Raw genomic sequence first — 24,280 nt, 5'->3', positions numbered from 1 at the left:
CTATTGGTGCTTATATTTCTTTTGGGGCTGGACAAGTCAATCGGATATCAGATCGGATTTATCATTACTGCTTTATGGTGGGGACTCTTATTACCGGCAATGCCAGATGGAGTATTTTAGGAATTATTCCTCTTTTTTTAATTGGATTAGTGATTTTTATGACACTTCCTAAAGAACAAATAAATGATGAAAGATGATGGAGCTGGAAAAATGAGCAAAGGAAAAGCAAAGCATTTGGTAATGATCTCCTATGATGCATTTTCTGAAGATAACTGGGAAAAGGCAAGTCGGCTTCCCAACCTTTCCCAATTAATAAATAGCGGTGCGTTCAGTACAAAATTAAAAAGCGTGTTTCCGACTCTTACTTATGTAGTGCATACCACTATGGTGACCGGCGTTTATCCGGATAAGCATGAAATCTATCATAATAACCCTCTTCAGCCTTTCATTGATGAAGAAGAACAGGCGTGGTTCTGGTTTAAAAAGGATATCAAGGCACCTGCTGTGTATGATGCTATGAGAAATTGTGAAATGAAATCAGCCGGAATCCTGTGGCCTGTTACCGGAAAGGCCTCCATTCGCTATAATCTTCCAGAGATAAAGGCAATCGGACGTGAGAATCAACCTATTAAGATATTAAAAAATGGAAGTCCATTTTTTTGCATGGGTCTTGAGAATAAATATGGAAAATCAAGAAAAGGGATTGAACAGCCTTACCTGGATGATTTTACTGCCATGTGCGGAAAAGACACCATTCTAAGCAAAAAACCGGAACTTCTGATGATGCACTTCATTGAGCTGGATGATGCGAAGCATCATTATGGAACAGATAGCCCTGAGATTGACAAAGTTCTGATCCGGATGGATGAAAGAATCGGTAAGATTATCGAGGCAGTTCGGGAGGCAGGCATTTTTGAAGAAACGGTTTTTCTGGTGTTGGGTGATCATGGGCAGAAAAATGTAAGGTACAAGGTGAAGCTGAATCAATTGTTAAAAGAAGAAGGCCTTATTTATGAAGAACAAGGGAAAATGTTTTGGAGAGCCTATATACAGTCTGCAGGTGGGTCTGCCTATTTGCACTTAAAGGAAAATGACGAGGAGGCGAAGCAGCGTGTGCTGCAGATTCTTCTAAAAGCGGCAGAAGAGAAGAACCTAGGTATTGAGAGGATCTATACCAGAGAAGAACTGAAACGTTTTCATGCGTTCCCGGTTTCTGGGTATATGCTGGAAGCAAAGACTGGATACTGTTTTGATGACAGCCTTACCGGGTCCCTTGTGACTGACTTGGAAAAAGAGAATAGAAAGTATGCAACTCATGGGTATTCACCAGAGAAACCAGAGTATCGATGTGGCTTTGTAGTATCAGGAAATTGTATTAAGAAAGAATACCAGTTGGGAGAAATTCAGATGGTAGATATAGCTCCTACGATTGCAGCAATTCTCGGCATTGATTTCGGTCCTTGTGACGGCAGAGTGTTGGATGAGATATTCAGAATTAATACGAAAGCGTAAAACGCCTGGAGAAGTATGCCTTTTCGGCATTATTTTTACTCACTCAAGGCGTGTGGAGATGGAACACAAAAGCTTTTTCACATTAAGGAGGAATAGCTGTTATGCTTGCTTTGACGATGGCTAAGCCTAAAAGCTTAATATTAAGAAGCTCGATGCAGCTAGTTGAGAACTGCCGTATGATTGTGGATAACAAACAGCGAAAGTTGTCCAGACGTGGATAGTGCATCCTATAGCCCGGAGGCCAGATAAAACCATGCCAAAAATGCAACTTAAGAAAAATACTCCAACTTTCAAACCTTGATTGAAAGTTGGAGTTAAATTTGTAAAACGTTTCCATTACCTGATAATGCTGTTCACACACCTGATATACAGAATGACAGGATATATGCGAATTTCACGGCTATGATTTTCATCACGCATTCTGAGATTATTGAAAAAGTAGTTATTGCGTATCGCCGGAATCAGTAGTATAGGAATATGTTTCTTCCGGAGAGTAGGTCATATCCCTGTTATCAGTCATTTTCTCCGGAGAGAAATCCTGGACATCCATGGAACGGAACCAGAAAGGTAGATTGGATAGGTTGAATCCGGCCGGGATTAAGATTACCTGACCTACTCTCAGATTACCGGGAGTTAAGCCGCGATTCAGAGCCATAATGGTATCTACGGTGGTGCAGTATCGATGAGCAAGAAGCCATAAAGAATCATTTCGCTGAACGACATGGGTTCGAAGACCTTCTGGACAACGGCTCGGTGGAGTTGGAACCGGAGGACGGGGAGCTCTTCTTGCCGGGACGCAAATGGTCTGCCCCACTGTTAAGTTCTGTGGATTTAATCCTGGATTTGCCGCTCTAATAGCAGCAACGGAAGTATAATAACGTTGTGCAATCATCCATAGTGTATCACCGCGTCTAATGGTATAAGGAAACAGTCCTTGAGGACAAGTAGCCATAATATTACTGCCTTTCAATAAAACAATTTGTCTTATGTTATGCTTAGAAAACGGAAAAGTACCTGTCATTCTTGGCCAAATTTCAATTTATTTGACGGACAGGACTCCATTTGATGGGACACCATATCCTGAAAGATGAAACGGATATAGTACAAAATAAAAACATGGTAATATTTTTTTGCCCAAGCTATTATGATAATACCAATATAATAATTCAAAATAGCTCACCAGCCATTACCTGTCTCATGAACCATAAATCATGAGTTTGTAAACAGGCAAATGACTGCAGGCAGTCTGGAGGACATATGGTATTATCGGAGGACTTAATTGGTAAAGGATTTTCCTTACAAGATACGGTTGAAAATGACATGGAAAAATACATAGAAATAAAAAGAACCTGCCATAAGAAATACATAGATGAATACAATGATGGCTGGATCGATGATATACAAGTTATATTAAACACAGCTGTTTTTCATAGAATGTTAAAGTATAGTTGCTTCAAAAAGATACTGCTATCCAATACAATAATTGGCTTTTTCGCATTTAATGAACTACCGGATAAGATTTGTGAGATATCCCTTTACCTCACCAGACCTGCTCAGCTGAAAGGGATAGAAGCATTTTATCTAAAGCATATTACGACCCTCTCCAAACAGGTAAACAAGCCGATATTTTTATTTGTTTATAAATCCGATCCAATTCTAGAAATATATAAGCAATTCGGATTTAAAATATATGACCAATCAAGAGCACAATATATCATGAGTTTTAACCAAGATGATACAAATGATAGAAATAATTTATATGATGCCAGAAGCTATATGAGCCGCCTTTTTATAAATGGATAGAAGGAAAAGGATATCGAAAAGTGTTATTAAAAAACAGCCAGCCTTTTATATTAAAAACAAATATAAAAGGCTGGCTGTTATCGGTAAATTCCTTATTCACTGCATTTCATGCCACGATCCCCCCCGGCAGTGATCATTCCCTTATGTGCAATGCTTGATTTACCGGTAGCAACCCACTGTCAGGAATGGGCAGGAGTTCCGCTTAGCGCTGCCGTGACCACAGCAGTAGCTGTTGGGATGGTCCAGCTCACATCTCCTATGCCTGTTACAGAGATTAAAAAATAACTGGCTGAATCTGTTTCCCGTCTAAAGCATATTCCAGCGTATCTGCAATAAGTTCTGTGTGTGCAATCATGGAATTAGGCTTTTTCACTGGGTCATCCTGACCAAAGGGAACAAAATAGATATTTTTAACATTAAACAATTCGCCCACATTCTTAAAATTAATTCCAAGGGCGTCATTGGTGGAGAGAGAAATCACCAGGGGCTTGGAATTTCTTAAGTGGGCTTTGGCCGCCATGAGCACTGGGGTATCCGTGATGCCGTTGGCCAGCTTCGCCAGGGTATTTCCGGTACAGGGGGCGATGATCAGGATATCCAGATAGCCTTTGGGGCCGATAGGCTCCGCTTCCTCCAGGCTAAGGATAGGATTATTGCCTGTCATGGCTGAGATTCGATTCATGTATTCCCCGGTATCTCCGAAACGGGAATCCGTTGTTTGTACATTGGTGGAAAAGATCGGGTATATATCGGCTCCTTTATCCACCAGAACTTTTATTTCTTTTTCTATTTTATCAAAAGTACAAAAGGACCCGGTGATCGCCAGGCCTACTTTCATTCCTTCCAGCTTCATATGACACTCCTTTATGACAGAGATTTAACAATTGCTTCATATAAAATTTCCGCAGATGACTGGGGAGCGTAGATTCCAGGCAGTCCCAGGCTAAGCTTGGCGCGGATATTCTGCTGCTTACAGAAAGCAAAATCAACGCCGCCGGGGGCGGATGCGATATCAATGACCGTTACGTCCGGATTCATGGAACGAATCAGATTTTTTTCAATGACAAGGGCTGGGATGGTGTTAAAGATAAACTCATAATTCCCTATAACCGGGGACAGATCACAAAGCGCTCTGGCATGAAATCCCATGGAGGCAGCCTGGACAAGCTGTATTTCCTTTCGGCCGGCAATGGTTACTTCAGCATCCATGCCCTTTAATTTCAGCGCCAGGGTTTTTGCACACCGGCCAAAGCCGGTCACAAGACATTTACTTTTGTGAAGGCAGCCTGGACTTAACCGAATGGCCTCGGCTATGGCGCCTTCTGCGGTCGCAATGGTATTTTTTACGGTGATATCCTCCATGTCCATATAGTCAAAACATGCAATGCCGTTTTCCCTGGCATATTCTTTTACATAGGCAGGGATGCTTCCGCCGAAAAGGGTATGGTCTGAGGTCAATAGGTTCAATAGATTCCCGATACCCAGATCGGTCATGCCGTTGTCGGAAACCAGGTTGATTTTGTCCCTGGTAAATGGGATGGGGCAAAGTATGACATTGCAGTTTCTTATAGCTTCTTCCATGGAAAATGAGGAATCCTCGCTGCTATTGTGAAGGGTTGTTTGAAAGCCGTTTTTGGTTAATATCTGGTTTAAATAAAGCTGCCTGGAATCGCCGCCTAAAAGAAGAAAATTATACATATGGTCATCACTCCTTATAATGGTTTATATGATAAAAAAAATGATTTGTGTATGGTACCAACAAGGGATGTTTGTCATACTTTTGTTAGTATGAACCTCTAATTTTGGGAATGAGTGCCTATGAAAGATGCGATTTTTAAAGGCTCAGCAGTAGCCATCGTTACGCCCATGGATAGCCATGGAAACCTGGATTTTAAGGCAATGGAAAAGTTGTTGAAAATTCAGCTGGACAATGGCACGGATGCCATTGTGGTTAATGGGACCACAGGGGAATCCGCTACATTGGAAGAAAAGGAAAAGCTGGAACTGATCGAATTTGTGGTGCATTATGTAAATCACCGGGTTCCCGTGATCATGGGGACCGGAAGCAACTGTACGTCCCACGCCGTGCGCTTGTCCCGAAAGGCCCAGTCCTTAGGGGCGTCCGCACTTTTGCAGGTGACTCCGTATTATAACAAAACCTCCCAGCATGGGCTGGTTGAGCATTTTACGGCAGTGGCAGACAGCGTGGAGATCCCCATCATACTTTATAATGTCCCGACCCGTACCGGGGTTAATATTAGTCCGGAAACCTATTTAAAGCTTTCGGAACACCCCAATATCCGGGCCATTAAGGAGGCGGGAGGAAATATTTCCGGTATTGCAAAAACGGCTGCCCTTTGTGGTGACAGGCTCGACCTCTATTCGGGGAATGATGACCAGATTGTGCCCATCCTTTCCTTGGGGGGCAAGGGAGTGATCTCTGTTTTAGCCAATATCATGCCTTTTGAGACCCATATGATATGTCAGTATTTTTTTGAAGGTGAAATAGAAAAGAGCAGAAATTTGCAGCTGGAGCTGCTTGCTATGATGAATGCCCTGTTTATGGACGTAAATCCTGTGCCGGTAAAGGCAGCTCTGTCCCTTCTGGAGCTGTGTGAGGAAAGCTACAGGCTTCCTCTTACCCGGATGAAGGATAAGGATAAAGAGATGTTAAAACAGGTCATGAAGTCTTATTTTCCGCATTTGAAGGATAGCAGTATGCAGCGGCCTTAAATTTGTTATCGTTTCTGTTGCATAGCTGTTTTTGCCGTGCTATATTTATTGTAACTAAACAAAGGAGGACGGATGTCTATGAAGCACAAAAGAAAAAAACATATTTTTACGAAGTTGCTATTCGGTATCTCCATTCCAGTTGTATTTATTTTTGTTTTGTCAGGAGTTTTCATTTCAGGTCAGGCAGGTAAGAGCATGCAGGTCCAGTCGATACAGACGCTGGACTCAGCTTCCCTTGCGGCAGCAAACCAGGTGAATTCATTCCTGACTTTTTATTTGGCTGAGGTTAAGAGCGCGGCTGCCAGCAGCCAGGCGGAAGCCTTTCTCACAAATGCCTCCGGAAAGGTAAGGCTGCCGGACTGTGAGGGGTATCCGGAGATAAAGAAAACCCTTGATAATATTCAGGCAACGGATAAGGAAAATATCCTGGCGGCATGGATTGCGGATCTGGATGTAAGCCAGGTGACCCAGTCGGATAATTTTACCTCGGAAGACGGATGGGATATTTCCAGTAGGCCCTGGTACCGGGCCATGGAACTGGATCATCCGGTCCTGACGGAGCCTTATGTGGATGTCAGCACAGGTCAGACCATAGTCAGCGCTGTCAGCGGAGTGTTTAACAGCAAAACAGGGGAGCCCTTAGGTGTGATGGGGGTTGATATAAAATTATCCCAGTTAGTTACGATTTTAGGCAATTATAAGATAGGGAAGACCGGCTCCGTTATCCTGGCAACAGAAGGCGGCCAGATTGTGTATCACCCCAACAATGATCTGATCCAGAAGACGATTTCTGAGATTGACGTTTCCCAGAACATCAAGGATGCATTTGCAGGCCAGGAGGTTGGAAATTACGATTATACCATGGAAAAGGTTCCGTATTTCGGCTCCATAAACCGGGTAGGGGATTCGGGTTGGCTTGTTTTATCAAGCATACACCAGTCGGAGGTGCTTTCCTCTAAAAAAGAGGTGATAGGCATTATAACCACGATCTTTACTCTGGGCTCTTTTGTCCTTTTTCTGATCATCTTTGTAATGGCCAGGGGGATATCCAATCCCCTTAGAAAATTATCCGTCATTGCGGAGCGGATTGCTGAGGGAGAGCTTGATCTTCAAGTGGATGTATCCGGCGATGATGAGATCGGTATGGTAGCAGCATCCCTGGGGAATACGGTAAGCCAGTTGAAGAATTATGTGAATTACATCGATGAAATCGCCGCGGTATTAAACCAGATTGCGGAGAAAGATCTGGTTTTCCAGCTTCAGTACGATTATAAGGGGGATTTTGAGAAGATCAAAAGATCCCTGCTCAAGATCAGAGATACGCTCACCACTACTATGAATCGGATCACCATAACTTCTGAGCAGGTGGCATACGGTTCCCAAAGCATTTCGGCCAGCTCTCAGGCTCTGGCACAGGGAGCAACAGAACAGGCCAGTTCCGTGGAAGAACTGGCGGCAACAATTGGTGATATTTCCCATAAGATCGAGCAGAATGCAAAAGATTCCACAGGGGCCAATGAACTGGCACTCCTTGCCTCCAGGGAGCTGGAAACCAGCAACCATCACATGAGGGAGCTGGTCTCAGCCATGGCGGAGATTAATGAAAGCTCCGGCGAGATAGGGAAGATCATTAAGGCTATTGAGGATATTGCCTTCCAGACGAATATTCTGGCCTTAAATGCGGCGGTGGAAGCGGCCCGTGCGGGAGAGGCTGGAAAAGGATTTGCAGTAGTTGCTGATGAGGTGAGGAATCTGGCTTCCAAAAGCTCAGAAGCAGCAAAAAGCACAACCCATTTGATTGAAGGGTCCGTTCTAGCAGTGGCAAATGGCTCCAGACTTGTGGATGAAGCGGCTGAATCCCTGGCAAATGCTGTGGACAGTACACATTCTGTTTCCGAAATGATAGGAAGGGTATCGGAGGCTTCGGTACAGCAGTCGGAGGCGATCCGCCAGGTATCTGTAGGAATTGATCAGATATCAGGCGTAGTTCAGACCAATTCGGCGACTGCGGAGGAAGGGGCAGCTGCAAGCGAGGAGCTTTCCGACCAGGCAGAGATGTTAAAGGATTTGGTAAATGAATTTAAGTTTCATTGAGAAACCATAAAAAGGAGGCCCGGTAAATCGTTGGATTACCGGGCCTCCTTTTTATACCTCTGTATTGGTTATGCTGTTTTTTGGTCAAGCAGAAAATCGGACAGAGAGTCCAGAATTTCCTTGTGGTCATTGTTATGGATGATAAGCTCCAAATCGGCATCCGGACAAATGGTCATAAGGCCGAGAAAGGACTTTGCATCAATGATAACGCTTCCTTTGCATAAATCCATGTCGCAGTCATACTGATTGACTGCTTTGACGAATGCGGTCACTTCGTCAACACTTCCTAAGCGGATGGGGTACCTTTTCATGTGGCTCACCTCGTAAAAAAGATGTTTGTATAAGAATAAAATTCCAAGCTGATTATATGTAATATATAATAAATAAGCCATGTCTAAATTTGTATAAAAACCGTCCTTTCTTGCAAATAATGAGGAGATGGTGGTATAATAGCCCGGGGTAAAGCATTAAATTTGTCATTTGGAGGGAAGCATGGAAAAAGAACTTCTGGAATATTTAAGGAGCGCATCAGAAGGCAATAATGACATAAGGAGAGGCCTGGCTGATGAGGATGCTGCTATGGGCCGGAGAAAGCTGATGGATATTTGCTGCCAGCCTCACAAGGTTCCGATTCCAGATCATTGCCATAATTATATAGAGCTGGTTTATATGTGCAGCGGGTCTACGGTTCATGTGATCAATGGGAGCAGTATTGTCCGTCTGGATACCAATGATCTTTTACTCATAAGGCAGGGGACAAGACATGCCGTTGAACCTGCAGAAAGGGAGGATATTGCTGTACATTTCTTTCTGCTGCCGGAATTTTTCTTCCATCTGGAGCTGACAATAGAGGACGGAGGCGTTCTGCGCCGCTTTTTTACCGGGTCTGCGTCAGGGAAGCATTCTGTGGCGGATTACCTTCATTTTCATTTGCAGGATATGCTGCCTGCAAAGAATTTGCTGGAGAATATGATCTGGTCGATGATGGGAGATAAAAAAGGCAGGGAGGAAATTAATCAGGCTACCATGGGAATATTGATCATGGAGCTGTTCTATAATGTAGATAAGGCAGAATTGCATGATATGGCCCAATATGAGGAAAAGATCGCAATGACTGCATATCAATATTTAGAAAACAATTATCCAACCGCAACTTTAGAGGAGTTTTCAGCTCTGTCCATGCAGCCGTCTTATTATATCAGCCGTTTGTTTAAACGGCATTATCAAGTGACATTTACGGAATGCCTGCAGCTTATCCGGATGATGAGGGCAGCAAATTATCTTACTTCCACGTCGAAGCCAGTGGAAGAGATCATTGCAGAAGTGGGTTATGAAAACAACAGTTATTTTCACCGGTTGTTTAAGGAGCGGTATGGCCTGACGCCCAAGCAGTACAGGGATATGACTAAGAACCAATTCTGAAAAGATTATGAAATATTTATCAGGAACATTGACTTTCATCCAATACGTTATTATAGTTAAGGCAAAGTGAAAAGAGGCGGCAGATACAGGATGAATGGATTTAGAGAACGTTTTACACGTTTTATGATCGGAAGATACGGTATGGACAGGCTGGGACAGTTTTTAAACGCCGTAGCTTGTGTTTTTCTTGCGGCCGGATTGTTCAGCCGGAGTAGTTGGGTGAACATTGCGGCTTTGGTTTTTTTATTTTTATGCTATTTTCGCGTGTTCTCAAAAAATATCGGAAAGCGTTTCGAAGAAAATCAAAAATTTGAACGCATTTGGTTTCGGATCTCGGAAGTATTCCGGAGATGTCGTTTTAAGCTTCAGCAAAGCAGGAAATATCATATTTACAAATGCCCAAATTGCAGGCAGAAAATCAGGATTCCCAGGGGAAAAGGAAAGATCAGCATTCATTGTCCAAAATGCGGCATCGATTTTATAAAAAAAAGTTAACAGTAATATAGAAGGGAACGACTATGAATTTACAATTTAAGCCGATTGAGGCAGAGGACATAAAGAAAATAACGCCTTTTTATGCCTTGCGGCCCAACAAAACCTGTGACAGTGTATATTTAGACAGTTTTATCTGGAGAAATTATTATCATGTAAAGTATGCTATAAGTGATGATAAGGCATTGTTGTTTTTAATGGAAAAGGACGGAGAGCCATTTTCTGCAATGCCTATGTGCAGAGAAGAGGATCTTCCTCATTATTTTCAGGAAATGGTAGATTATTTTAATCAGGTATTAAAAAAGCCTCTACGCATCTATCTTGCGGATGAAGAGGCAATTAATTTCTTAAAGCTGGATCCGGAAAAGTTTGAGGTCATAGAACAAGAAGACTTAAAGGATTATCTATACGATGGGGAGGCCATGAGAACCCTGGCAGGGAAAAAGCTCCATAAGAAGAAAAATCATTTAAACTCATTTTTAAGGGAATATGAGGGCAGGTATGAATACCGAACCCTTTGCTGTTCAGACCGGGATAATGTGCTGGAATTTCTGGATGAATGGTGGGAGAATAAGGTAGAAGCCGCAGAATTCGTCCGACAGTTGGATTATGAGGTTATGGGCATCCATGATATTTTGAAGAACTGTTCTGTGCTTAACGTAAGGATGGCGGGTGTTTATATCGACGGTATTTTAAAGGCCTTTACCATCGGCACTTACAATCCCTTTGAAAACATGGCAGTCATCCACATTGAAAAGGCTGACCCCAATGTGAAAGGGCTTTACCAGTTTATTAACCAGCAGTTTTTGATCCACGCATTCCCGGAAAATCCGGTGCTTATCAACCGGGAGGACGATGTTGGGATGGAAGGCCTGCGAAAGGCGAAAATGTCTTATTACCCCATTAACTTTGCAAGAAAATACGGAGTCGTTCAGAAGGGCTTTTAATTATGATACGGTATTTGAAGCAGGAAGAAAAAGGCGAGAGCCGGGCGTTGTGGGAGAAGGTTTTTTCTGAAGATTCCCAAAGCTTTATGGATTATTATTATTCGGACAGGGTGCGGAAGAATAAGATTCTAACTGCCTGGAATGAGGACCGGGTGGTAGCTATGCTGCACCGCAATCCTTATGAGGTGGTGGTCAAGGACCGTTTATGGAAGATTGATTACATTGCCGGTGTTGCTACGGATCCGGATTGCCGCCATCAGGGATATATGAGGCGGCTTTTGAGCCGTTGTTTTTCTGATATGTATATGGAGCGGATGGGATTTTGCTTTCTTGTGCCCGCTAATCCGGCGATATACTTTCCTTTTGATTTTACCTATATCTGCGATCTTCCGGAAGTGGCGCTGAGCGAAAAAGGACGGCTGCATTTAAGCCGCCGTGCTTTTGTGGAGCGGTCGGATGAATGCAGGGAAGCTGCAAGATTCGTAGGAAGGCAGTTGGAAAAGAAATATGAGGTCTATGCACTCAGGGATGAGGAATATTACCTGAACTTAAGCAGAGAAGTCAGAAGCGACAGAGGAGATCTGATTCTTCTTTTTACACGGGATGAGAGAGAAAGACTGGCCGGTGTGTGGGCTTATTACGGAGAGACAGCAGAAAATCAGCGGGAGCTTATATGTCTGCCTGATTTTATAAAGAAAACAGGGCCCTTAAAACCGGCTGTTATGGGCAGGATCATTCATTTGGAACAGTTTGTTTCCGTGATACGATTAAAAGAGGAGTGCCCGATCAGCGAGATGGAACTTTTGATTGAGGTAAAGGATGACTTTATCCGCCAGAATGATGGAGTGTTCCGGTGGAAGCTGGGGCAGGATAGTTCCTCCCTTATTCCGGTAAAGGATGGATCCGGGATCAAGCCACATTTGTCCATGGGGATCAGCGAAATGACCTCCTGGCTGTTTGGATATAGTATGCCTACGGTGCCTGAGGACAGAAGGTCTCTGGTTGAACGGATCAGGCCTTTAAAGGGAGTCTTTTTTAACGAAATTACTTAAAGCTTTCGTTAAAGGAGAATGAAGCAGGTCAGTTTTGGCGGGTTCGCTTGAATCCGCCTTATATTTTAGAAAAAAACCGGCATCAGAAATCGATGCCGTGCGAAGTATAAAAATAAATAAGAGGTGAAATAGGTATGTATCAGGCAGCGGAAAACAGATATGAGAAAATGGAATACAAGCGTTGCGGAAGAAGCGGAGTGTTGCTTCCAAAAGTATCCCTGGGTTTATGGCAGAATTTTGGCATGGAAAAGCCTTTACAGGAGCAGCGGGAAATTCTTTTAAGGGCATTTGATATGGGAATCACCCATTTTGATCTGGCCAATAACTACGGTTCTCCGGCATTAGGAAAAGCGGAGGAGAATTTCGGAGCGATTTTAAAAGGCGATTTGGGAAATTACCGGGATGAGCTGCTCATTTCCACCAAGGCCGGATTTGATATGTGGCCCGGACCGTATGGAAACTGGGGCTCCAGAAAGTACTTAATGGCCAGCCTGGATCAAAGCTTAAAACGGATGGGGCTGGAATATGTGGACATTTTCTACCACCACAGGCCGGATCCGGAGACCCCATTAGAGGAAACCATGAGAACGCTTGCTGATATTGTGAGGCAGGGAAAGGCTCTTTATGTGGGAATCTCCAATTACGGGGATCATGAGGCAAGGAAAGCGGTTCTTATGTTAAAAGAAATGGGAGTTCCATGCCTGATTGATCAGCCAAGATATAACATGTTTGAAAGAGCGGCAGAAGATGGGCTGTTTTCCACTCTCCTTGAAAACGGTGTAGGCTGCATCTGCTACAGTCCTCTGGCCCAGGGAGCCTTGACTGACAAGTACTTAAAGGGCATTCCTCAGGAATCCAGAGCGGCAAGGCAGGGAACGACCGTAGGCGGGCGATATCTGTCAGAAGAAAAACTGGATCAGATCAGGCAGTTAAATGATCTGGCCCTGGAGCGTGGACAGACACTGGCTCGTATGGCTCTTTCCTGGGTGCTTCGAGAAGAGGCAGTGACTTCCGTTCTGATTGGTGCCAGCAGCGTGAAACAACTGGAGGACAGTACGGCTTGTCTTAACAATCTTAAATTTACAAAGGAAGAATTAGATAAGATCGATTCTATTTTAAAATAAGCAGGCAGCAGGGGAAAATTGATATGGACGGAAGGGGCAGGTGAAGGATATGAATTACGAGGTTGGAGATATTGTGAAACTTAAAAAGCCCCATCCCTGCGGAAGCCAGGAGTGGGAAATTTTGAGAGTCGGTGCGGATTTCCGATTAAAATGCATGGGCTGCAGCCATCAGGTGATGGTGCCAAGGAAACTGGTGGAGAAGAACACCAGGGGCCTAAAAGGGCAGGATGGTCTGCCGAAGACCTAAAATGCTGGAAATCAAAGGAAAAAGTTCGGGAAAATGAGAAAAGGACTTGCTTTTGTCAGATGTTTCCGGTATAATATTAATCCGTGACATATAGATTCCTTGCTCCTGAAACTGAAAGCAGGGGCCAGAGACCACAAGGAGGTAAAGAAGCATGAACAAGTATGAGTTAGCCGTTGTTCTTAACGTAAAGCTCGAGGATGAAGAGAGAGCAGCAGCGATCGAAAAAGTTACAGGTTATATCACACGTTTCGGCGGCGCTGTAACAAACGTTGATGAATGGGGTAAGAAGAGATTAGCTTACGAGATTCAGAAAATGAAAGAAGGATTCTACTACTTCATCAAATTTGATGGCGATTCCACAACTCCCAACGAGTTGGAAGCACACATTCGTATTATGGAACCTGTCATCAGATACTTATGCGTAAGACAAGAGGCATAATAGATAAAGAAAGCGTGATCGTATGAACAAAGTAATCCTTATGGGCAGATTGACCCGTGATCCAGAAGTAAGATATTCCCAGGGAGAGCGTGCTATGGCAGTCGCAAGGTATACCCTTGCAGTTGACCGCAGAGGCCGCAGGAATCAGGACGGCAATGAGCAGACAGCTGATTTTATCAATTGCGTTGCATTTGACAGAGCAGGAGAGTTTGCGGAGAAATATTTCCGTCAGGGCATGAGAGTACTGATTTCCGGAAGGATCCAGACTGGAAGTTATACGAATAAAGACGGCATTAAGGTTTATACAACAGATATCGTTGTAGAAGATCAGGAATTCGCAGACAGCAAGGGCGGAGCTCCCGGAGAAGGCGGCGGCGGTTATCAGCCAGTCTCCAGACCGGCACCCTCCAGTGCAATCGGCGATGGATTTATGAATATTCCGGATGGAGTCGAAGACGAAGGGCTTCCATTCAACTAAATCTAACAGGAGGTAGTACCAATGGCATATAATAAGAATGACAAAGCTGATGGCGCTAAGTTCAAAAGAGGCGGCATGCGCAGAAGAAAAAAAGTATGCGTATTCTGCGGAGAGAAGAACGGCGTTATTGATTATAAGGATGTAAATAAATTAAAAAGATATGTGTCTGAGAGAGGAAAAATCCTTCCTAGACGTATCACTGGCAACTGCGCAAAGCATCAGAGAGCGCTTACTGTTGCAATTAAGAGAGCTAGACATATCGCTCTTATGCCTTACACTATGGAGTAAATCCTTATTTTATAAGGGTTTGTGAGTAGGGTAAAGGATTTTTACTCAAAAAATAATTGAATCGGGATGATTTTTCTGGGCTGGTTTTCAGCCGGGAATAGAGTTTCGTGATATGGAAAGACTTCGCATAAATGTGGGGTCTTTTTTATTCATAAAAAGCATATTCCAATGATGTTACAAAACTCAATGATAACCTTCCGATTAACTTTTCAGATATGAGATTTATTGGAGGAAAACAAATTATGGCAGAAATGAAAAAAATCATCTATAAGGAAGCTGACGAACGCCTAATGGTTGGTATGTTCCGGGAAACCTCTTTTTCAAATGCAGGTCAAGTATGGCAAGACTTTTTTCAAGGAGATACATTTGAGAAACTTAACAGGCTGTCAGATGTCAAATGCTGTGATGATATAGACGAAAATGACGGAATAGGCTTCATGTATAATTTTAGCGATAAACAGAACTTCAATATCATCATAGGTGACTTTGTACAAATCAATGCAAAAATACCAGAAGGACTGTTTGCTAAACATATTCCTAAAGGTTTAATCGCGCATGTTCAAATCGAAGGCGATAATATTGCAGATATACTAGATTCAGCATATTTGATGATTGCGGAAGCTATTGAAAAATCCGGTGGAGCAATTGACTATGAAAATTTCTATTGGTGCGAAGTTTATACCCGTCAACGTTATTCGGAGCCGCTTCAACGGGGTGAAAAGGTTATCATAGACTACCTTATGCCCGTTAAGAAAAGTAATTGGACTTAATTTAAAGATGTTCGGTGATAGAAAAGGACCTCACATGAGAGTGCGGGGCCCTTTTTTGTTGACCTTGTTTATGGTTACATTGTTTAGCTGTTTCGCTTGTTAGTGGTAGTAGGCTAACTGGTAAGGAGAATATGGCAATTATGATACGTATTTAATTTTATATACTCTTATTGTAGTAATAGCGGGATGTCTAAAAGAAGGAGGTTCTTGTATGGAGAACAGTATCATAGCTGATTTAGAAGAAAATTATGGGCTAAAAAATCTTTTTAAATCCCCAGCCAGTCCGTTAAGTATGTATTTTTACGAATTTCATAATCATCATATTTTATCTGTAGTTCTTTCTTGGTCAGCAGATCATATATAGTTCCTAAAACCACTTGAACCACATTTGTGTAGACATTTTCTTCATCACGAATCTTGAAATTGGCACTGTGGATCTGTCCCTCAATACCGGAAAAACCGAATTGCACGGAGGGGATGAGGTAACTCAAATCACCAATGTCACCGGAGGCTCCGGAAACTTGATTTTTAAGAATCAGTTCGGGCGGGCAAACGTTGAGCATATTCTGGTAAACAACTTTAAGCAGCGGCTCAGACTGTTGAAGCGGCATATATCCGGTCTGATTTTCAATCGAACTTTTTAAATTAAGTGCATGAGCACAATGACTGGCACAGCTATCCAGTGACAGGCTGGCTTCAAGAAGGCTGCTGATCGAATTGGCCCGGATATAGGTCTCTAAAACAGCCTGGTCTGGGACGGTGTTTACACTGCCGCTGCATGCTGTGATGATCGGAGCAATGTGAATTCCCTTTTCTGGTGGAAACTGTTCCTTTAAAAAGGACAATGCATTCATAAATAACGCGGCTCCATGCATTGCATTGCGCCCCTGGTGTGCCAATGCTCCGGAATGTGCTGCCTGCCCGGTAAAAATAATTCGCTTTTTTGTAAAACCAGTAAGGCTGCTGCCGATATCAAAGAGGGTATGTTCTTCGCTATTAACATGAGCTGATATAATGCAGTCAATGTCATCAAAGAAACCATCTGCAATCAGATTCTGCTTTCCTGAATAAAAACGAACTTTTCCTGCCTGTACAAGGGCTTCCCGATAATCGAGATCAATGAATTCTTCGGCGGGGGTTGCGATAAAAGTAACGCTGCCCCCGGTTTCATCCAGCAGTCCGCTTTCTTTTATCAGCTTCATGGAAAAAGCCATATCGGCAACTTGGATGCTGTGGCCGCAGGAGTGAATCGCTTGTTTTTTATCGCCGTTACCGGCATAAACAGCATCCATATCGGCGACCAGGGCAATGTGATAACCGGAGCCATTTCGCTCTCCGATTTCTGCGCGGACACCGGTCAGGGATTGATTACCCTGACAGGAGATTCCGTTTTTTTGAAAAAATGACAGGAGATAAGCGGAGGTCTTTTCTTCCTTAAATCCAACTTCAGGACAGGCAAAAAGTGTCCGGCCCAGCTCTTTTAATTCTAGTTTTTGTTTTTCTAAGGAAACGGTCAGCATCTGTTTTTTTATTCTCATGTAATATCCTCCCTATTTCCAAACTGAATAATGTCGGGTTCCATTTTTTTGATGTAAGCTTCCAGCGAATTGCGGTCGATCAGTGCAGGTATAACGCCTTGTCTGGCAACGCTGAAGGCGGCAGCATAGGTTGCGATTCGGGCAGCGTGCTCAATCGGATACCCATCAGTTAAGTAAGCTGCCAATGCACCAATGAAAGCATCGGCGGCTCCAGTGGTATCAATCGTTGAAAAATGAACCGCTGGCAGGTATCCGGTAAAAGTCGGATCTTTGATATAACATCCCAAATGTCCTAGGGTAATAATAACGGATTTTGCACCATGCCTGATAAATGCTTCTGCTTTTTCCTCAATTGTGGTTTCTTCCGGACATAGCAGCTCTGCTTCTGTCTTATTTGGCACAAAGATATCGATGTATTTCATTAAGGACGTGTGTAACTGTTTCATTACAGCTGGTTTCAGGATGGTTTTTACACCGCATTCATGAGCCAGATGGGCGGCTGCTTCGACGGCATTTTCCGGGATTTCCGTTTGTAATAAGCAATAGCTGGTATTTTGGAAGAGATCCTTATGCATCAGGATTTCTTCCGGGCATAGAGTTTCGTTGGCACCGTTCAAAATTGTAATCGTGCTTTCGCCGTTGTCCTGAAGGTGGATATATGCTTTGCCGGTCTCGGCCTGGGGGTCGCGTAGGATTCCCAGAGTGTTTACGTGGTTTTCTTCTATGATGGAATAAACAAGAGCCGAGTCGTAATCGTTACCTACTTTTCCAATCAGGGACACTTGATGTCCCAGCTTGGCGACAGCGACGGCCTGATTGGCACCTTTTCCGCCGGGGCTGGTAAAGCTGGTATTTGTACTGGCAACCTGGCCTGGCTGCGGCAGCTCGGTTACATTCAGGATTACATCTATGTTTATACTTCCGACCACAACAATCTGCTTGGTCTGGGAAAAATAAGGAACATCCAGGCTGTGTGTGTTCTCTAACGGATAAGCGGTCTGGAAATTTTCTGTATGGAACTGCCTCTTTTCGCATTTTTCAATGAGACGTTCACAAACAAAAGAACCAAATTCATAATTAGGAATGCGGATGCTGGATATTTTTGAAGGCTGGGTAATCCCCCGCAGATCATCCCTTAAGCTGATTAGTGAAAGGTTATATGGCATCTGCAGTCTTTTCTTTTCTAAATCTTCTACCAGCAATTGAGCGGAAGTAAAATGGGTACTGATAATGCCGGTCAGTAAATGTGCAAAGATCTGATTGTGCCATTCATCGTTATAAATCCGCCTTTCTGCGAAAGGCACCAATGGGGTTATGAAACAGTTTTGCCCCTTAGTACTCTCGCTTGTTGTTTTTGTGTTATACTCCTTTTGCAGGCCGCTGGCATACTACAGAACCCGGGGAGGTGAGTGGCGGGGCTCTATAGCGGCAACCCCGTATCGTTATATGGTGTCGGCCGTCCGTTAAGGCATCAATGAATGGCGCTAACAAACAGCCCGTAAACTTATCTCTTCCGAAGTTGACTCGATTTCGCCGGACGGCCAGTCCCTGCCAGCACTGCTAATATTTTTGCAGGAGGTATTCTATGTTCAAAATCTTTCGTAAAATCTGTTGTGGTCTTGATGTCCACAAAACCTGGATTTATGCCTGTATCGGTATCACTGATACAAACGGACGGACCGATTATAAGCAAGCCCGCTTCTCTTCCTTTTCTAAAGGTCTTAGAGACTTAGCTGACTGGCTTGCTAAATATAACTGTTCTGAAGTCTGTATGGAATCTTCCGGTAAGTTTTGGATCCCGGTCTTTAACATCCTTGAAAAAACCTGTTTTGTTACACTTGCCCATCCCAAATACACCAAACCTCAGAAAGGCAATAAGACCGACCGAAAAGATGCCAAATGGATTTGTGACCTTTTCATGTGTGACATGATCAAACCCAGTTTTATTCCTTCCCCTGAAATCCGTCAGCTTCGTGACCTGATACGCTATCGCTTCAAGCTTACCAACATGCTGACCGGTGAAAAAAACCGGGCTCAGAACTGTCTTACTGTTTCCAACTTAAAACTTGATGATGTTTTCAGCGATGTTTTTGGTAAATCTTCCCGTTCCATTACCAATTACATGCTCGACCATCCGGGCAAAACGTTTGATGTTGCTCCCTTTGTCGATAGACGATGCAAGACCCCTGTTGAAGAAATACAGGCTGCCGTTGACGGTGCCATTTCCCCTGAGCAGGCTGTCAAGCTTCGTCAATGTCTCGCACACATCGATGAGCTTGAAGCCCACAAAAAGGAAATCGAGCAGGAAATACTTCTGCTTGTGGATCCCTTTTCTGCTGTTCTGGATTTGCTTTACACCATTCCCGGATTCGATAAAAATCCGATGACCGCTATTGCCATTCTCTCTGAGATTGGTCCCGACATGTCGGTGTTTGAGTCATCTAAGAATCTCGTCTCATGGGCTGGTTGCTGTCCACGCAATGACCAGAGTGCAGGAAAAGTGAAATCCACACGTATTTCCCGCGCCGGCTGTTATTTGAAACCTCTTCTTGTTCAGATTGCCAATGCACTTCTCAAATCCAAAAAGCATCCTGAATTCAAAGAAAGGTATCACAGAATCAAAACCCGCAGGGGACACAAAAAGGCTGTCATTGCTGTCTGCAAGATGCTCCTGACCGCTATCTGGAACATCTTAAGCAAGCTGGAGCCATATACCTCTGAAGGTTTTTTAGAGCATCGCCCTGTCAATGAATCCAAGATTCTGACAAGGTCACAGGCTCTGGAACTGTTCAGGAAAAGAGGTTACACAATCATTGATGATCCTGCTGTAACTGTTTAATCCTGATTCTATAATAGTAACTATTTTTTCATCCACTAATCGTGAATGGCTTGTTTGCTATACGCCATTTTATTGACTACCCACTACTTTTTAGTTTCAAACTTTTCCTCGGGAAGAATCATGTTATCCCGAAAAGGAATCCCATGTTCGAGAAGACACTTTTTGAAACCTTCAAGGGCTAATTTTGATCGGATACTGCCACGCCTGATCAGGCAGCCTACTTTTGTATGACCATAAGAAAGGAGGAGTTTGGTCGCCTCATAGCTGATTTGGGTAAAATCGATAAAATAATGATTCGAGTCAAATGGGGCATTAATGAGGCAGACTTCAATTTTATATTTTTTAAAATAATGCACTTGTTCTTTGCTTTCGTTATTCACCGGTTCCCAGATTACACCGTCTACCTGGCTTTTACATAGTGTAGTGATGTTTTTTAGTTCGGTTTCCAGTGACCCCAGACTGTCGTAGACCAGAAGTCCATAGCCGTTTTTTTGAGCAACAGCAATAGCGCCATTTAAAAACAGGCTCGATCTGGTGAAGGAATTAAGTAATACCCCCAATACAAAAGTCTTGGCCTCAGAAACAAGTTTGACACTGGCATAAGGAGTATAGTTATATTCTTTTACAATCTCGAGAACACGCTCTCGTGTTTTTGGATTAATGCTGTCATCCTTGCCGTTTACGATTTTTGAAACGGTTGATATCGATACACCCGCTAATTGGGCAATTTCTTTGATTGTCATGAGAACTCTCCATTTCATTGTTATAAATGAATTATGATACAGAAAGATATATTTGTCAACGACGAAGATAGGGAAAGATGTAAAAAAGTACATAATAAATAGTTTTCGTAAAGTATATTTTTATTAAAAATATATAATAGTAATTGACAAATGCAAAAAAGGTGATATTATTTAATAAAATAAACACTTTCGGAAAGCGTTATCCTATTAAAATAGTTCAAAGGAATAAGATGGAAGCGAGGTTGACGGCAATGGCAAAGAGAACATTTATTATTGACTGTGATACGGGAACTGATGATGCAATTGCGATTATAGCTGCTTTATACAGCCAGGAGATTGAACTGGCGGCTATTACTTCGGTAAATGGTAATGTATCGCACCAGTACACCTCACAGAATAATCTGAACCTGATGGAGTATCTTGGCGCTGATATTATGGTTGCCCGGGGAGCTGAGAAGCCCCTGTTTCTAAGAGCGCCGTACTATGGTGACACTCACGGCCGGACAGGGCTTGGCGATATTGTACTGCCAACTGCCGTGGACAGTGATTTTGCAAAAGAAAATGCAATTGAGGTGATCCGCCGGTACGCAGATGAACGGAATGGTGAGTTGGAACTGCTTGTCATAGGTCCGATGACCAATATTGCGATTGCTCTTTCGCTTTATCCGGATATTGCAGAAAAGATCAAGCACATCTGGTTTATGGGTGGGGCGGTAAAAGGAGGGAATGTTTCCACCGCATCTGAATTTAATATCTGGGTGGATCCGGTTGCCGCCAGGCTGGTTCTGGCATCCGGGATTCCCTGCACTATGGTTGGCCTGGATGTGACGGAACTGGCAATTATGAATCATCAGGATGCAGAAGTTTTAAGAAGTATGGGAACGAGAGCTGCGCTGCTGACAGCCGATATTCTGGATTATATGTTCAGACGGCATGAAAAAGGCGGCGAAGCTGCGGTGATGCATGATGCCCTGGCTCTGGCTGCTGCATTGTGTCCGCAGTGTCTGATATGTAATGATTACTTTGTCGATGTTGAGTGTATGGATTCTTATACAGTGGGACATACGGCAGTAGATTTAAGAAATAAACTAGGCCGGAAGCCCAATGTGAAAGTAGCAATGGATATCCATGTCGATTTATTTAAGGAGTGGTTGATTGGCTGCATTGGAAACAGCCGTGAACTATGAGTTTAGTAAAAAGAATAAACTTTCCAGTTATTAGGGAGGCTCAGTTTTATTCCAGGATCCTAATGTTAGGGGTACCCATCATTCTGCAACAATTTCTGCGGGTTAGTGTCGATACGGCAGACAGCATTATGCTGGGACGAATTGACCAGGTACAAATGTCAGCAGTTTCCCAGGCACAGCAGATATTTTTTATTTTTTATACTTTATGCAATGGCTTTTCAGCCGGATGCTGCGTACTGGTTGCTCAATATTGGGGGCGCCAGGGCAAGGAAGAGATAAGAATACTATTTGCGACAGGTATCCGGGCAGTTGCTGTTTTCGGAACAGTGATTTCACTTCTGGTACTGACATTTCCACAGATATTTATGCGGATTTACAGCAGTGACCCTACTATCATCGAATTGGGGACTTCTTACCTGCGGATCGCGGCTTTCATGTATCTTCCGTGTGGCATGAGCACTATGATGTTTGCCTGTTGCCGGGGAATTGAACAGGTTAAGATATCATTTATTGCCAATGTGATTTCATATCCGATAAATATTTTGCTGGATTATTGTCTGATTTTTGGTAAGTTCGGATTTCCTGGTATGGGGATTCAGGGGGCGGCCCTGGGCGCCGTGATTGCCAGATTGGTGGAATTTACTATCCTGGTAGTATTTGTCTTTAAGAAGGAAAAAAGAATTCAGATGAAAGTAAGAGATTTGCTGAAATCGGACAAACGGTTAAGCAGGAATTTTTACTTGATTGGTATTCCGATTGTTGTCCATGAGTTCATCTGGTCAACGGGAACGACAGCAGGAAGTGCTATCACCGGTCAGATGAGCATCAGTGTAGTCGGCGGATATAATATTGCAAACACATTCTACCAATTGGTTGCCTGCGTCATGAATGGAATTCTGCAAGCCAGCAGTGTTGTGATTGGTAAAGCGATCGGATCGGGTATGAAAAAGACGGAGATTAAAAAGCAGGCTTACAGTGTTCTGGCTCTTGGCTTTGTCGGAGGGACGATACTGGGTATGATAATGATTCTGTTTGGGATACCGTTTACAAAGCTTTACCGGCTGACCGATGAGACCCGGGCTTATGCCATACAATTTATGGCGATTCTGGCACTGATCTGGCCGTTTTCTGGTGTGGAGATGACCGGAATCATTGCCACTCTGCGGGCCGGGGGAGACGGGAAGACTGGGCTGGTTACGGATATCTTTACGATGTGGCTGATTACCATACCCCTGGCATCATTAGGCGCTTTTGTCTTCGACTGGCCGGCGGCAGCGGTGATTGGAATCATTAAATTTAATATTGTATTAGAAGCACTGGTGGGAGTTTGGCGGATTCGATCCATGAAATGGATTCGCAACCTGACGTCGTGCTGAAAATAAAGCAAGAAATCAAACAAAAAAGAGGAGGATTTATATGAAAAAAAGTGTAAAGAAAGTAATCGCGGTTGTGATAGCCATGGCAATGGCAGCAGGTCTTACAGCCTGTGGTTCAGGAGGAACAACAAAATCATCAAGTGCAGTTGATACCGGAAGCCAGGAAACGAAAACCGAAAGCGGGGCTCCGGCTGCAAAAGACGGCGAAAAAGGGCGGATTGCCTATATTGTAGGAAATCTGGGGGACAAGTCTTTTAACGATTCCGGTGAAGAGGGAATGAAAATTCTGCGTTCGGAAGGCTGGGATTGCAAGACGGTTGAAGCCGGCGATGAGACAAAAGCGGATAAATGGGAAGATGCCATGCTGGATACCATTGACGAAGGCTATGAATATATTGTGGCATCCTCTACGTATCGTGATATTTTAATCCGCTTGGCGAAGGAATATCCGGAGATTAAGTTTGTATGTTTTGATGATTCTATGGATGAATCTGAGATACCGGAAAACATGGCTCTGATTTTCTATGCCCAGAATGAGGGTTCTTACATGGTAGGACAGCTGGCAGCCGGTATGTCTGAATCAAAAGTAGTAGCAGTTAATGTGGGAATGGATAATCCGGTTATTGCTGACTTTGTCACCGGTTTTGTAAATGGTGTTCAGGATTACGATCCGGAATGCAAAGTTGTTAAGGCAGCAGTTGGTTCCTGGACGGATCCGGCCAAGATGAAAGAGCTTTGTCTCTCTCAGGCAAGAGATAAAAAAGCCGATGTATTCTATCAGGTGGCCGGAGGAGCCGGTGGTGGTTTGTTTGAAGCCTGTAAAGAACTGAACACCTGGGCAATTGGTGTGGATTCTGATCAGTATCAGTATTATAAAAATTCTGAGAATCCGGAACTTGCCGATGTGATTTTAACCTCCATGCTGAAAAATGTCGGTGATTCATTTGTATCATTTTTCCATGATGTTGAGGCTGGAAAAGATGTATGGAAGAAAGTAAACCGTCTGGGTCTGTCAGAAAGTTCCGTTGGATATGTTGATAATGATTTCTTCAAAGAAACCGTTCCGGAAGAAGTGCGTCAGAAGATGAAAGAGGCACAGTCCAAGATCGTCAGTGGCGAAAAGTCAGTGAAATCTTACTATGATTTTGCGGATGAGGCCGAGTATCAGGCAATGCTTGACAGTGTAGCACCTTAAC

At 43.5% G+C, this 24,280-nt stretch carries 25 protein-coding genes; 18 read left to right on the top strand and 7 right to left on the bottom strand.

Annotation, left to right across the window (positions count from 1 at the left end):
* Positions 1-210: 210 nt before the first annotated feature.
* A complete protein-coding gene (locus H171_RS18110; RefSeq protein WP_100307575.1) occupies positions 211-1,512 on the top strand; it encodes an alkaline phosphatase family protein in 1,302 nt (433 codons plus the stop codon).
* A gap of 442 nt (positions 1,513-1,954) precedes the next feature.
* Here the strand turns inward: H171_RS18110 and H171_RS18105 are convergent, their stop codons facing one another.
* Positions 1,955-2,404, bottom strand: a complete 450-nt coding sequence (locus H171_RS18105) for a LysM peptidoglycan-binding domain-containing protein (protein WP_207655239.1) — start codon at positions 2,402-2,404, stop codon at positions 1,955-1,957.
* A 365-nt stretch (positions 2,405-2,769) separates the two neighbouring features.
* Here H171_RS18105 and H171_RS18100 point away from each other — a divergent pair, with 365 nt between their 5' ends.
* Positions 2,770-3,315: a hypothetical protein gene (locus tag H171_RS18100; RefSeq protein ID WP_100306378.1), complete on the top strand. Its 546-nt coding sequence runs from the start codon at positions 2,770-2,772 to the stop codon at positions 3,313-3,315.
* A gap of 274 nt (positions 3,316-3,589) precedes the next feature.
* On the opposite strand, the gene H171_RS18095 is transcribed toward H171_RS18100, so the two are convergent.
* Both H171_RS18095 and dpsA read right to left on the bottom strand, forming a co-directional pair.
* Positions 3,590-4,168, bottom strand: coding sequence for a dipicolinate synthase subunit B (locus tag H171_RS18095; protein ID WP_100306377.1), 579 nt, complete (start codon positions 4,166-4,168; stop codon positions 3,590-3,592).
* 11 nt (positions 4,169-4,179) lie between these two features.
* Positions 4,180-5,013 carry a dipicolinate synthase subunit DpsA gene (gene dpsA, locus H171_RS18090; RefSeq protein ID WP_100306376.1) on the bottom strand — a complete coding sequence of 278 codons (834 nt, stop codon included), beginning with the start codon at positions 5,011-5,013 and terminating at the stop codon, positions 4,180-4,182.
* A 120-nt stretch (positions 5,014-5,133) separates the two neighbouring features.
* Here dpsA and dapA point away from each other — a divergent pair, with 120 nt between their 5' ends.
* Positions 5,134-6,048: a 4-hydroxy-tetrahydrodipicolinate synthase gene (gene dapA, locus H171_RS18085; RefSeq protein ID WP_100306375.1), complete on the top strand. Its 915-nt coding sequence runs from the start codon at positions 5,134-5,136 to the stop codon at positions 6,046-6,048.
* A gap of 78 nt (positions 6,049-6,126) precedes the next feature.
* Positions 6,127-8,142, top strand: a complete 2,016-nt coding sequence (locus H171_RS18080; protein WP_166433633.1) for a methyl-accepting chemotaxis protein — start codon at positions 6,127-6,129, stop codon at positions 8,140-8,142.
* Positions 8,143-8,210: 68 nt separating this feature from the next.
* On the opposite strand, the gene H171_RS18075 is transcribed toward H171_RS18080, so the two are convergent.
* Entirely contained in the window at positions 8,211-8,453 is a 243-nt protein-coding gene (locus tag H171_RS18075) for an HPr family phosphocarrier protein (RefSeq protein ID WP_157803186.1), read from the bottom strand.
* Positions 8,454-8,634: 181 nt separating this feature from the next.
* Here H171_RS18075 and H171_RS18070 point away from each other — a divergent pair, with 181 nt between their 5' ends.
* The 10 genes from H171_RS18070 (at position 8,635) to H171_RS18025 (ending at position 15,401) form a co-directional block, all read left to right on the top strand.
* Positions 8,635-9,564 (top strand): helix-turn-helix transcriptional regulator, encoded by a 930-nt coding sequence (locus tag H171_RS18070; RefSeq protein WP_100306372.1) that lies wholly within the window; start codon positions 8,635-8,637, stop codon positions 9,562-9,564.
* Positions 9,565-9,654: 90 nt separating this feature from the next.
* Entirely contained in the window at positions 9,655-10,059 is a 405-nt protein-coding gene (locus tag H171_RS18065; RefSeq protein WP_100306371.1) for a hypothetical protein, read from the top strand.
* 23 nt (positions 10,060-10,082) lie between these two features.
* Positions 10,083-11,003, top strand: coding sequence for a DUF2156 domain-containing protein (locus H171_RS18060; protein WP_100306370.1), 921 nt, complete (start codon positions 10,083-10,085; stop codon positions 11,001-11,003).
* Between the two features lie 2 nt (positions 11,004-11,005).
* Entirely contained in the window at positions 11,006-12,055 is a 1,050-nt protein-coding gene (locus H171_RS18055) for a GNAT family N-acetyltransferase (RefSeq protein WP_100306369.1), read from the top strand.
* 134 nt (positions 12,056-12,189) lie between these two features.
* Complete coding sequence (locus H171_RS18050; RefSeq protein ID WP_100306368.1) at positions 12,190-13,179, top strand: aldo/keto reductase; 990 nt, start codon at positions 12,190-12,192, stop codon at positions 13,177-13,179.
* 49 nt (positions 13,180-13,228) lie between these two features.
* Positions 13,229-13,426, top strand: coding sequence for a DUF951 domain-containing protein (locus H171_RS18045; RefSeq protein ID WP_025230965.1), 198 nt, complete (start codon positions 13,229-13,231; stop codon positions 13,424-13,426).
* 151 nt (positions 13,427-13,577) lie between these two features.
* Positions 13,578-13,865: a 30S ribosomal protein S6 gene (gene rpsF / locus H171_RS18040; RefSeq protein WP_054741308.1), complete on the top strand. Its 288-nt coding sequence runs from the start codon at positions 13,578-13,580 to the stop codon at positions 13,863-13,865.
* A 22-nt stretch (positions 13,866-13,887) separates the two neighbouring features.
* Positions 13,888-14,343 carry a single-stranded DNA-binding protein gene (locus H171_RS18035; protein WP_038283308.1) on the top strand — a complete coding sequence of 152 codons (456 nt, stop codon included), beginning with the start codon at positions 13,888-13,890 and terminating at the stop codon, positions 14,341-14,343.
* Positions 14,344-14,364: 21 nt separating this feature from the next.
* Positions 14,365-14,631, top strand: coding sequence for a 30S ribosomal protein S18 (gene rpsR, locus H171_RS18030; RefSeq protein WP_100306367.1), 267 nt, complete (start codon positions 14,365-14,367; stop codon positions 14,629-14,631).
* Positions 14,632-14,873: 242 nt separating this feature from the next.
* Complete coding sequence (locus H171_RS18025) at positions 14,874-15,401, top strand: GyrI-like domain-containing protein (RefSeq protein ID WP_242976989.1); 528 nt, start codon at positions 14,874-14,876, stop codon at positions 15,399-15,401.
* A gap of 266 nt (positions 15,402-15,667) precedes the next feature.
* Here H171_RS18025 and H171_RS18020 read toward each other — a convergent pair whose 3' ends face one another.
* Together H171_RS18020 and H171_RS18015 are read right to left on the bottom strand one after the other, a co-directional pair.
* On the bottom strand, positions 15,668-16,939 hold the full coding sequence (locus tag H171_RS18020; RefSeq protein ID WP_100306365.1) for a M20/M25/M40 family metallo-hydrolase: 1,272 nt from the start codon (positions 16,937-16,939) through the stop codon (positions 15,668-15,670).
* Entirely contained in the window at positions 16,936-18,105 is a 1,170-nt protein-coding gene (locus tag H171_RS18015; RefSeq protein ID WP_242976988.1) for a ribokinase, read from the bottom strand. The genes H171_RS18020 and H171_RS18015 overlap by 4 nt, the downstream gene beginning before the upstream one ends.
* Positions 18,106-18,524: 419 nt before the next feature.
* Between H171_RS18015 and H171_RS18010 the strand changes: the two genes are divergently transcribed.
* Entirely contained in the window at positions 18,525-19,778 is a 1,254-nt protein-coding gene (locus H171_RS18010; RefSeq protein ID WP_100305291.1) for an IS110 family RNA-guided transposase, read from the top strand.
* 83 nt (positions 19,779-19,861) lie between these two features.
* Here the strand turns inward: H171_RS18010 and H171_RS18005 are convergent, their stop codons facing one another.
* The gene (locus H171_RS18005; RefSeq protein ID WP_100306363.1) at positions 19,862-20,521 is read right to left on the bottom strand and encodes a LacI family DNA-binding transcriptional regulator; all 660 of its coding nucleotides are present in this window, start codon (positions 20,519-20,521) and stop codon (positions 19,862-19,864) included.
* A 251-nt stretch (positions 20,522-20,772) separates the two neighbouring features.
* Here H171_RS18005 and H171_RS18000 point away from each other — a divergent pair, with 251 nt between their 5' ends.
* The 3 genes from H171_RS18000 to H171_RS17990 are packed head-to-tail and all read left to right on the top strand — an operon-like array spanning position 20,773 to position 24,279.
* On the top strand, positions 20,773-21,708 hold the full coding sequence (locus H171_RS18000; RefSeq protein ID WP_157803185.1) for a nucleoside hydrolase: 936 nt from the start codon (positions 20,773-20,775) through the stop codon (positions 21,706-21,708).
* Complete coding sequence (locus H171_RS17995; RefSeq protein ID WP_100306361.1) at positions 21,705-23,084, top strand: MATE family efflux transporter; 1,380 nt, start codon at positions 21,705-21,707, stop codon at positions 23,082-23,084. Before H171_RS18000 ends, H171_RS17995 begins: the two co-directional genes overlap by 4 nt.
* A 40-nt stretch (positions 23,085-23,124) precedes the next feature.
* Positions 23,125-24,279, top strand: coding sequence for a BMP family ABC transporter substrate-binding protein (locus H171_RS17990; protein ID WP_100306360.1), 1,155 nt, complete (start codon positions 23,125-23,127; stop codon positions 24,277-24,279).
* Position 24,280 lies beyond the last annotated feature (1 nt).

The sequence above is a fragment of the [Clostridium] celerecrescens 18A genome (assembly GCF_002797975.1).
GTDB classification, from domain to species: domain Bacteria; phylum Bacillota; class Clostridia; order Lachnospirales; family Lachnospiraceae; genus Lacrimispora; species Lacrimispora celerecrescens.
This window is presented reverse-complemented; position numbering and strand designations above follow the sequence as displayed.

Coding starts and splice junctions, on each gene's coding strand:
- H171_RS18050 (WP_100306368.1), top strand. CDS start 12,190: ATGTATCAGGCAGCGGAAAACAGATATGAGAAAATGGAATACAAGCGT.
- H171_RS18100 (WP_100306378.1), top strand. CDS start 2,770: ATGGTATTATCGGAGGACTTAATTGGTAAAGGATTTTCCTTACAAGAT.
- H171_RS18055 (WP_100306369.1), top strand. CDS start 11,006: ATGATACGGTATTTGAAGCAGGAAGAAAAAGGCGAGAGCCGGGCGTTG.
- H171_RS18000 (WP_157803185.1), top strand. CDS start 20,773: ATGGCAAAGAGAACATTTATTATTGACTGTGATACGGGAACTGATGAT.
- H171_RS18010 (WP_100305291.1), top strand. CDS start 18,525: ATGTTCAAAATCTTTCGTAAAATCTGTTGTGGTCTTGATGTCCACAAA.
- H171_RS18095 (WP_100306377.1), bottom strand. CDS start 4,168: ATGAAGCTGGAAGGAATGAAAGTAGGCCTGGCGATCACCGGGTCCTTT.
- H171_RS18060 (WP_100306370.1), top strand. CDS start 10,083: ATGAATTTACAATTTAAGCCGATTGAGGCAGAGGACATAAAGAAAATA.
- H171_RS18110 (WP_100307575.1), top strand. CDS start 211: ATGAGCAAAGGAAAAGCAAAGCATTTGGTAATGATCTCCTATGATGCA.
- H171_RS18005 (WP_100306363.1), bottom strand. CDS start 20,521: ATGACAATCAAAGAAATTGCCCAATTAGCGGGTGTATCGATATCAACC.
- H171_RS17995 (WP_100306361.1), top strand. CDS start 21,705: ATGAGTTTAGTAAAAAGAATAAACTTTCCAGTTATTAGGGAGGCTCAG.
- dapA (WP_100306375.1), top strand. CDS start 5,134: ATGAAAGATGCGATTTTTAAAGGCTCAGCAGTAGCCATCGTTACGCCC.
- H171_RS18080 (WP_166433633.1), top strand. CDS start 6,127: ATGAAGCACAAAAGAAAAAAACATATTTTTACGAAGTTGCTATTCGGT.
- H171_RS18035 (WP_038283308.1), top strand. CDS start 13,888: ATGAACAAAGTAATCCTTATGGGCAGATTGACCCGTGATCCAGAAGTA.
- H171_RS17990 (WP_100306360.1), top strand. CDS start 23,125: ATGAAAAAAAGTGTAAAGAAAGTAATCGCGGTTGTGATAGCCATGGCA.
- H171_RS18045 (WP_025230965.1), top strand. CDS start 13,229: ATGAATTACGAGGTTGGAGATATTGTGAAACTTAAAAAGCCCCATCCC.
- H171_RS18020 (WP_100306365.1), bottom strand. CDS start 16,939: ATGAGAATAAAAAAACAGATGCTGACCGTTTCCTTAGAAAAACAAAAA.
- H171_RS18015 (WP_242976988.1), bottom strand. CDS start 18,105: ATGCCATATAACCTTTCACTAATCAGCTTAAGGGATGATCTGCGGGGG.
- rpsR (WP_100306367.1), top strand. CDS start 14,365: ATGGCATATAATAAGAATGACAAAGCTGATGGCGCTAAGTTCAAAAGA.
- rpsF (WP_054741308.1), top strand. CDS start 13,578: ATGAACAAGTATGAGTTAGCCGTTGTTCTTAACGTAAAGCTCGAGGAT.
- H171_RS18065 (WP_100306371.1), top strand. CDS start 9,655: ATGAATGGATTTAGAGAACGTTTTACACGTTTTATGATCGGAAGATAC.
- dpsA (WP_100306376.1), bottom strand. CDS start 5,013: ATGTATAATTTTCTTCTTTTAGGCGGCGATTCCAGGCAGCTTTATTTA.
- H171_RS18070 (WP_100306372.1), top strand. CDS start 8,635: ATGGAAAAAGAACTTCTGGAATATTTAAGGAGCGCATCAGAAGGCAAT.
- H171_RS18075 (WP_157803186.1), bottom strand. CDS start 8,453: ATGAAAAGGTACCCCATCCGCTTAGGAAGTGTTGACGAAGTGACCGCA.
- H171_RS18105 (WP_207655239.1), bottom strand. CDS start 2,404: ATGATTGCACAACGTTATTATACTTCCGTTGCTGCTATTAGAGCGGCA.
- H171_RS18025 (WP_242976989.1), top strand. CDS start 14,874: ATGGCAGAAATGAAAAAAATCATCTATAAGGAAGCTGACGAACGCCTA.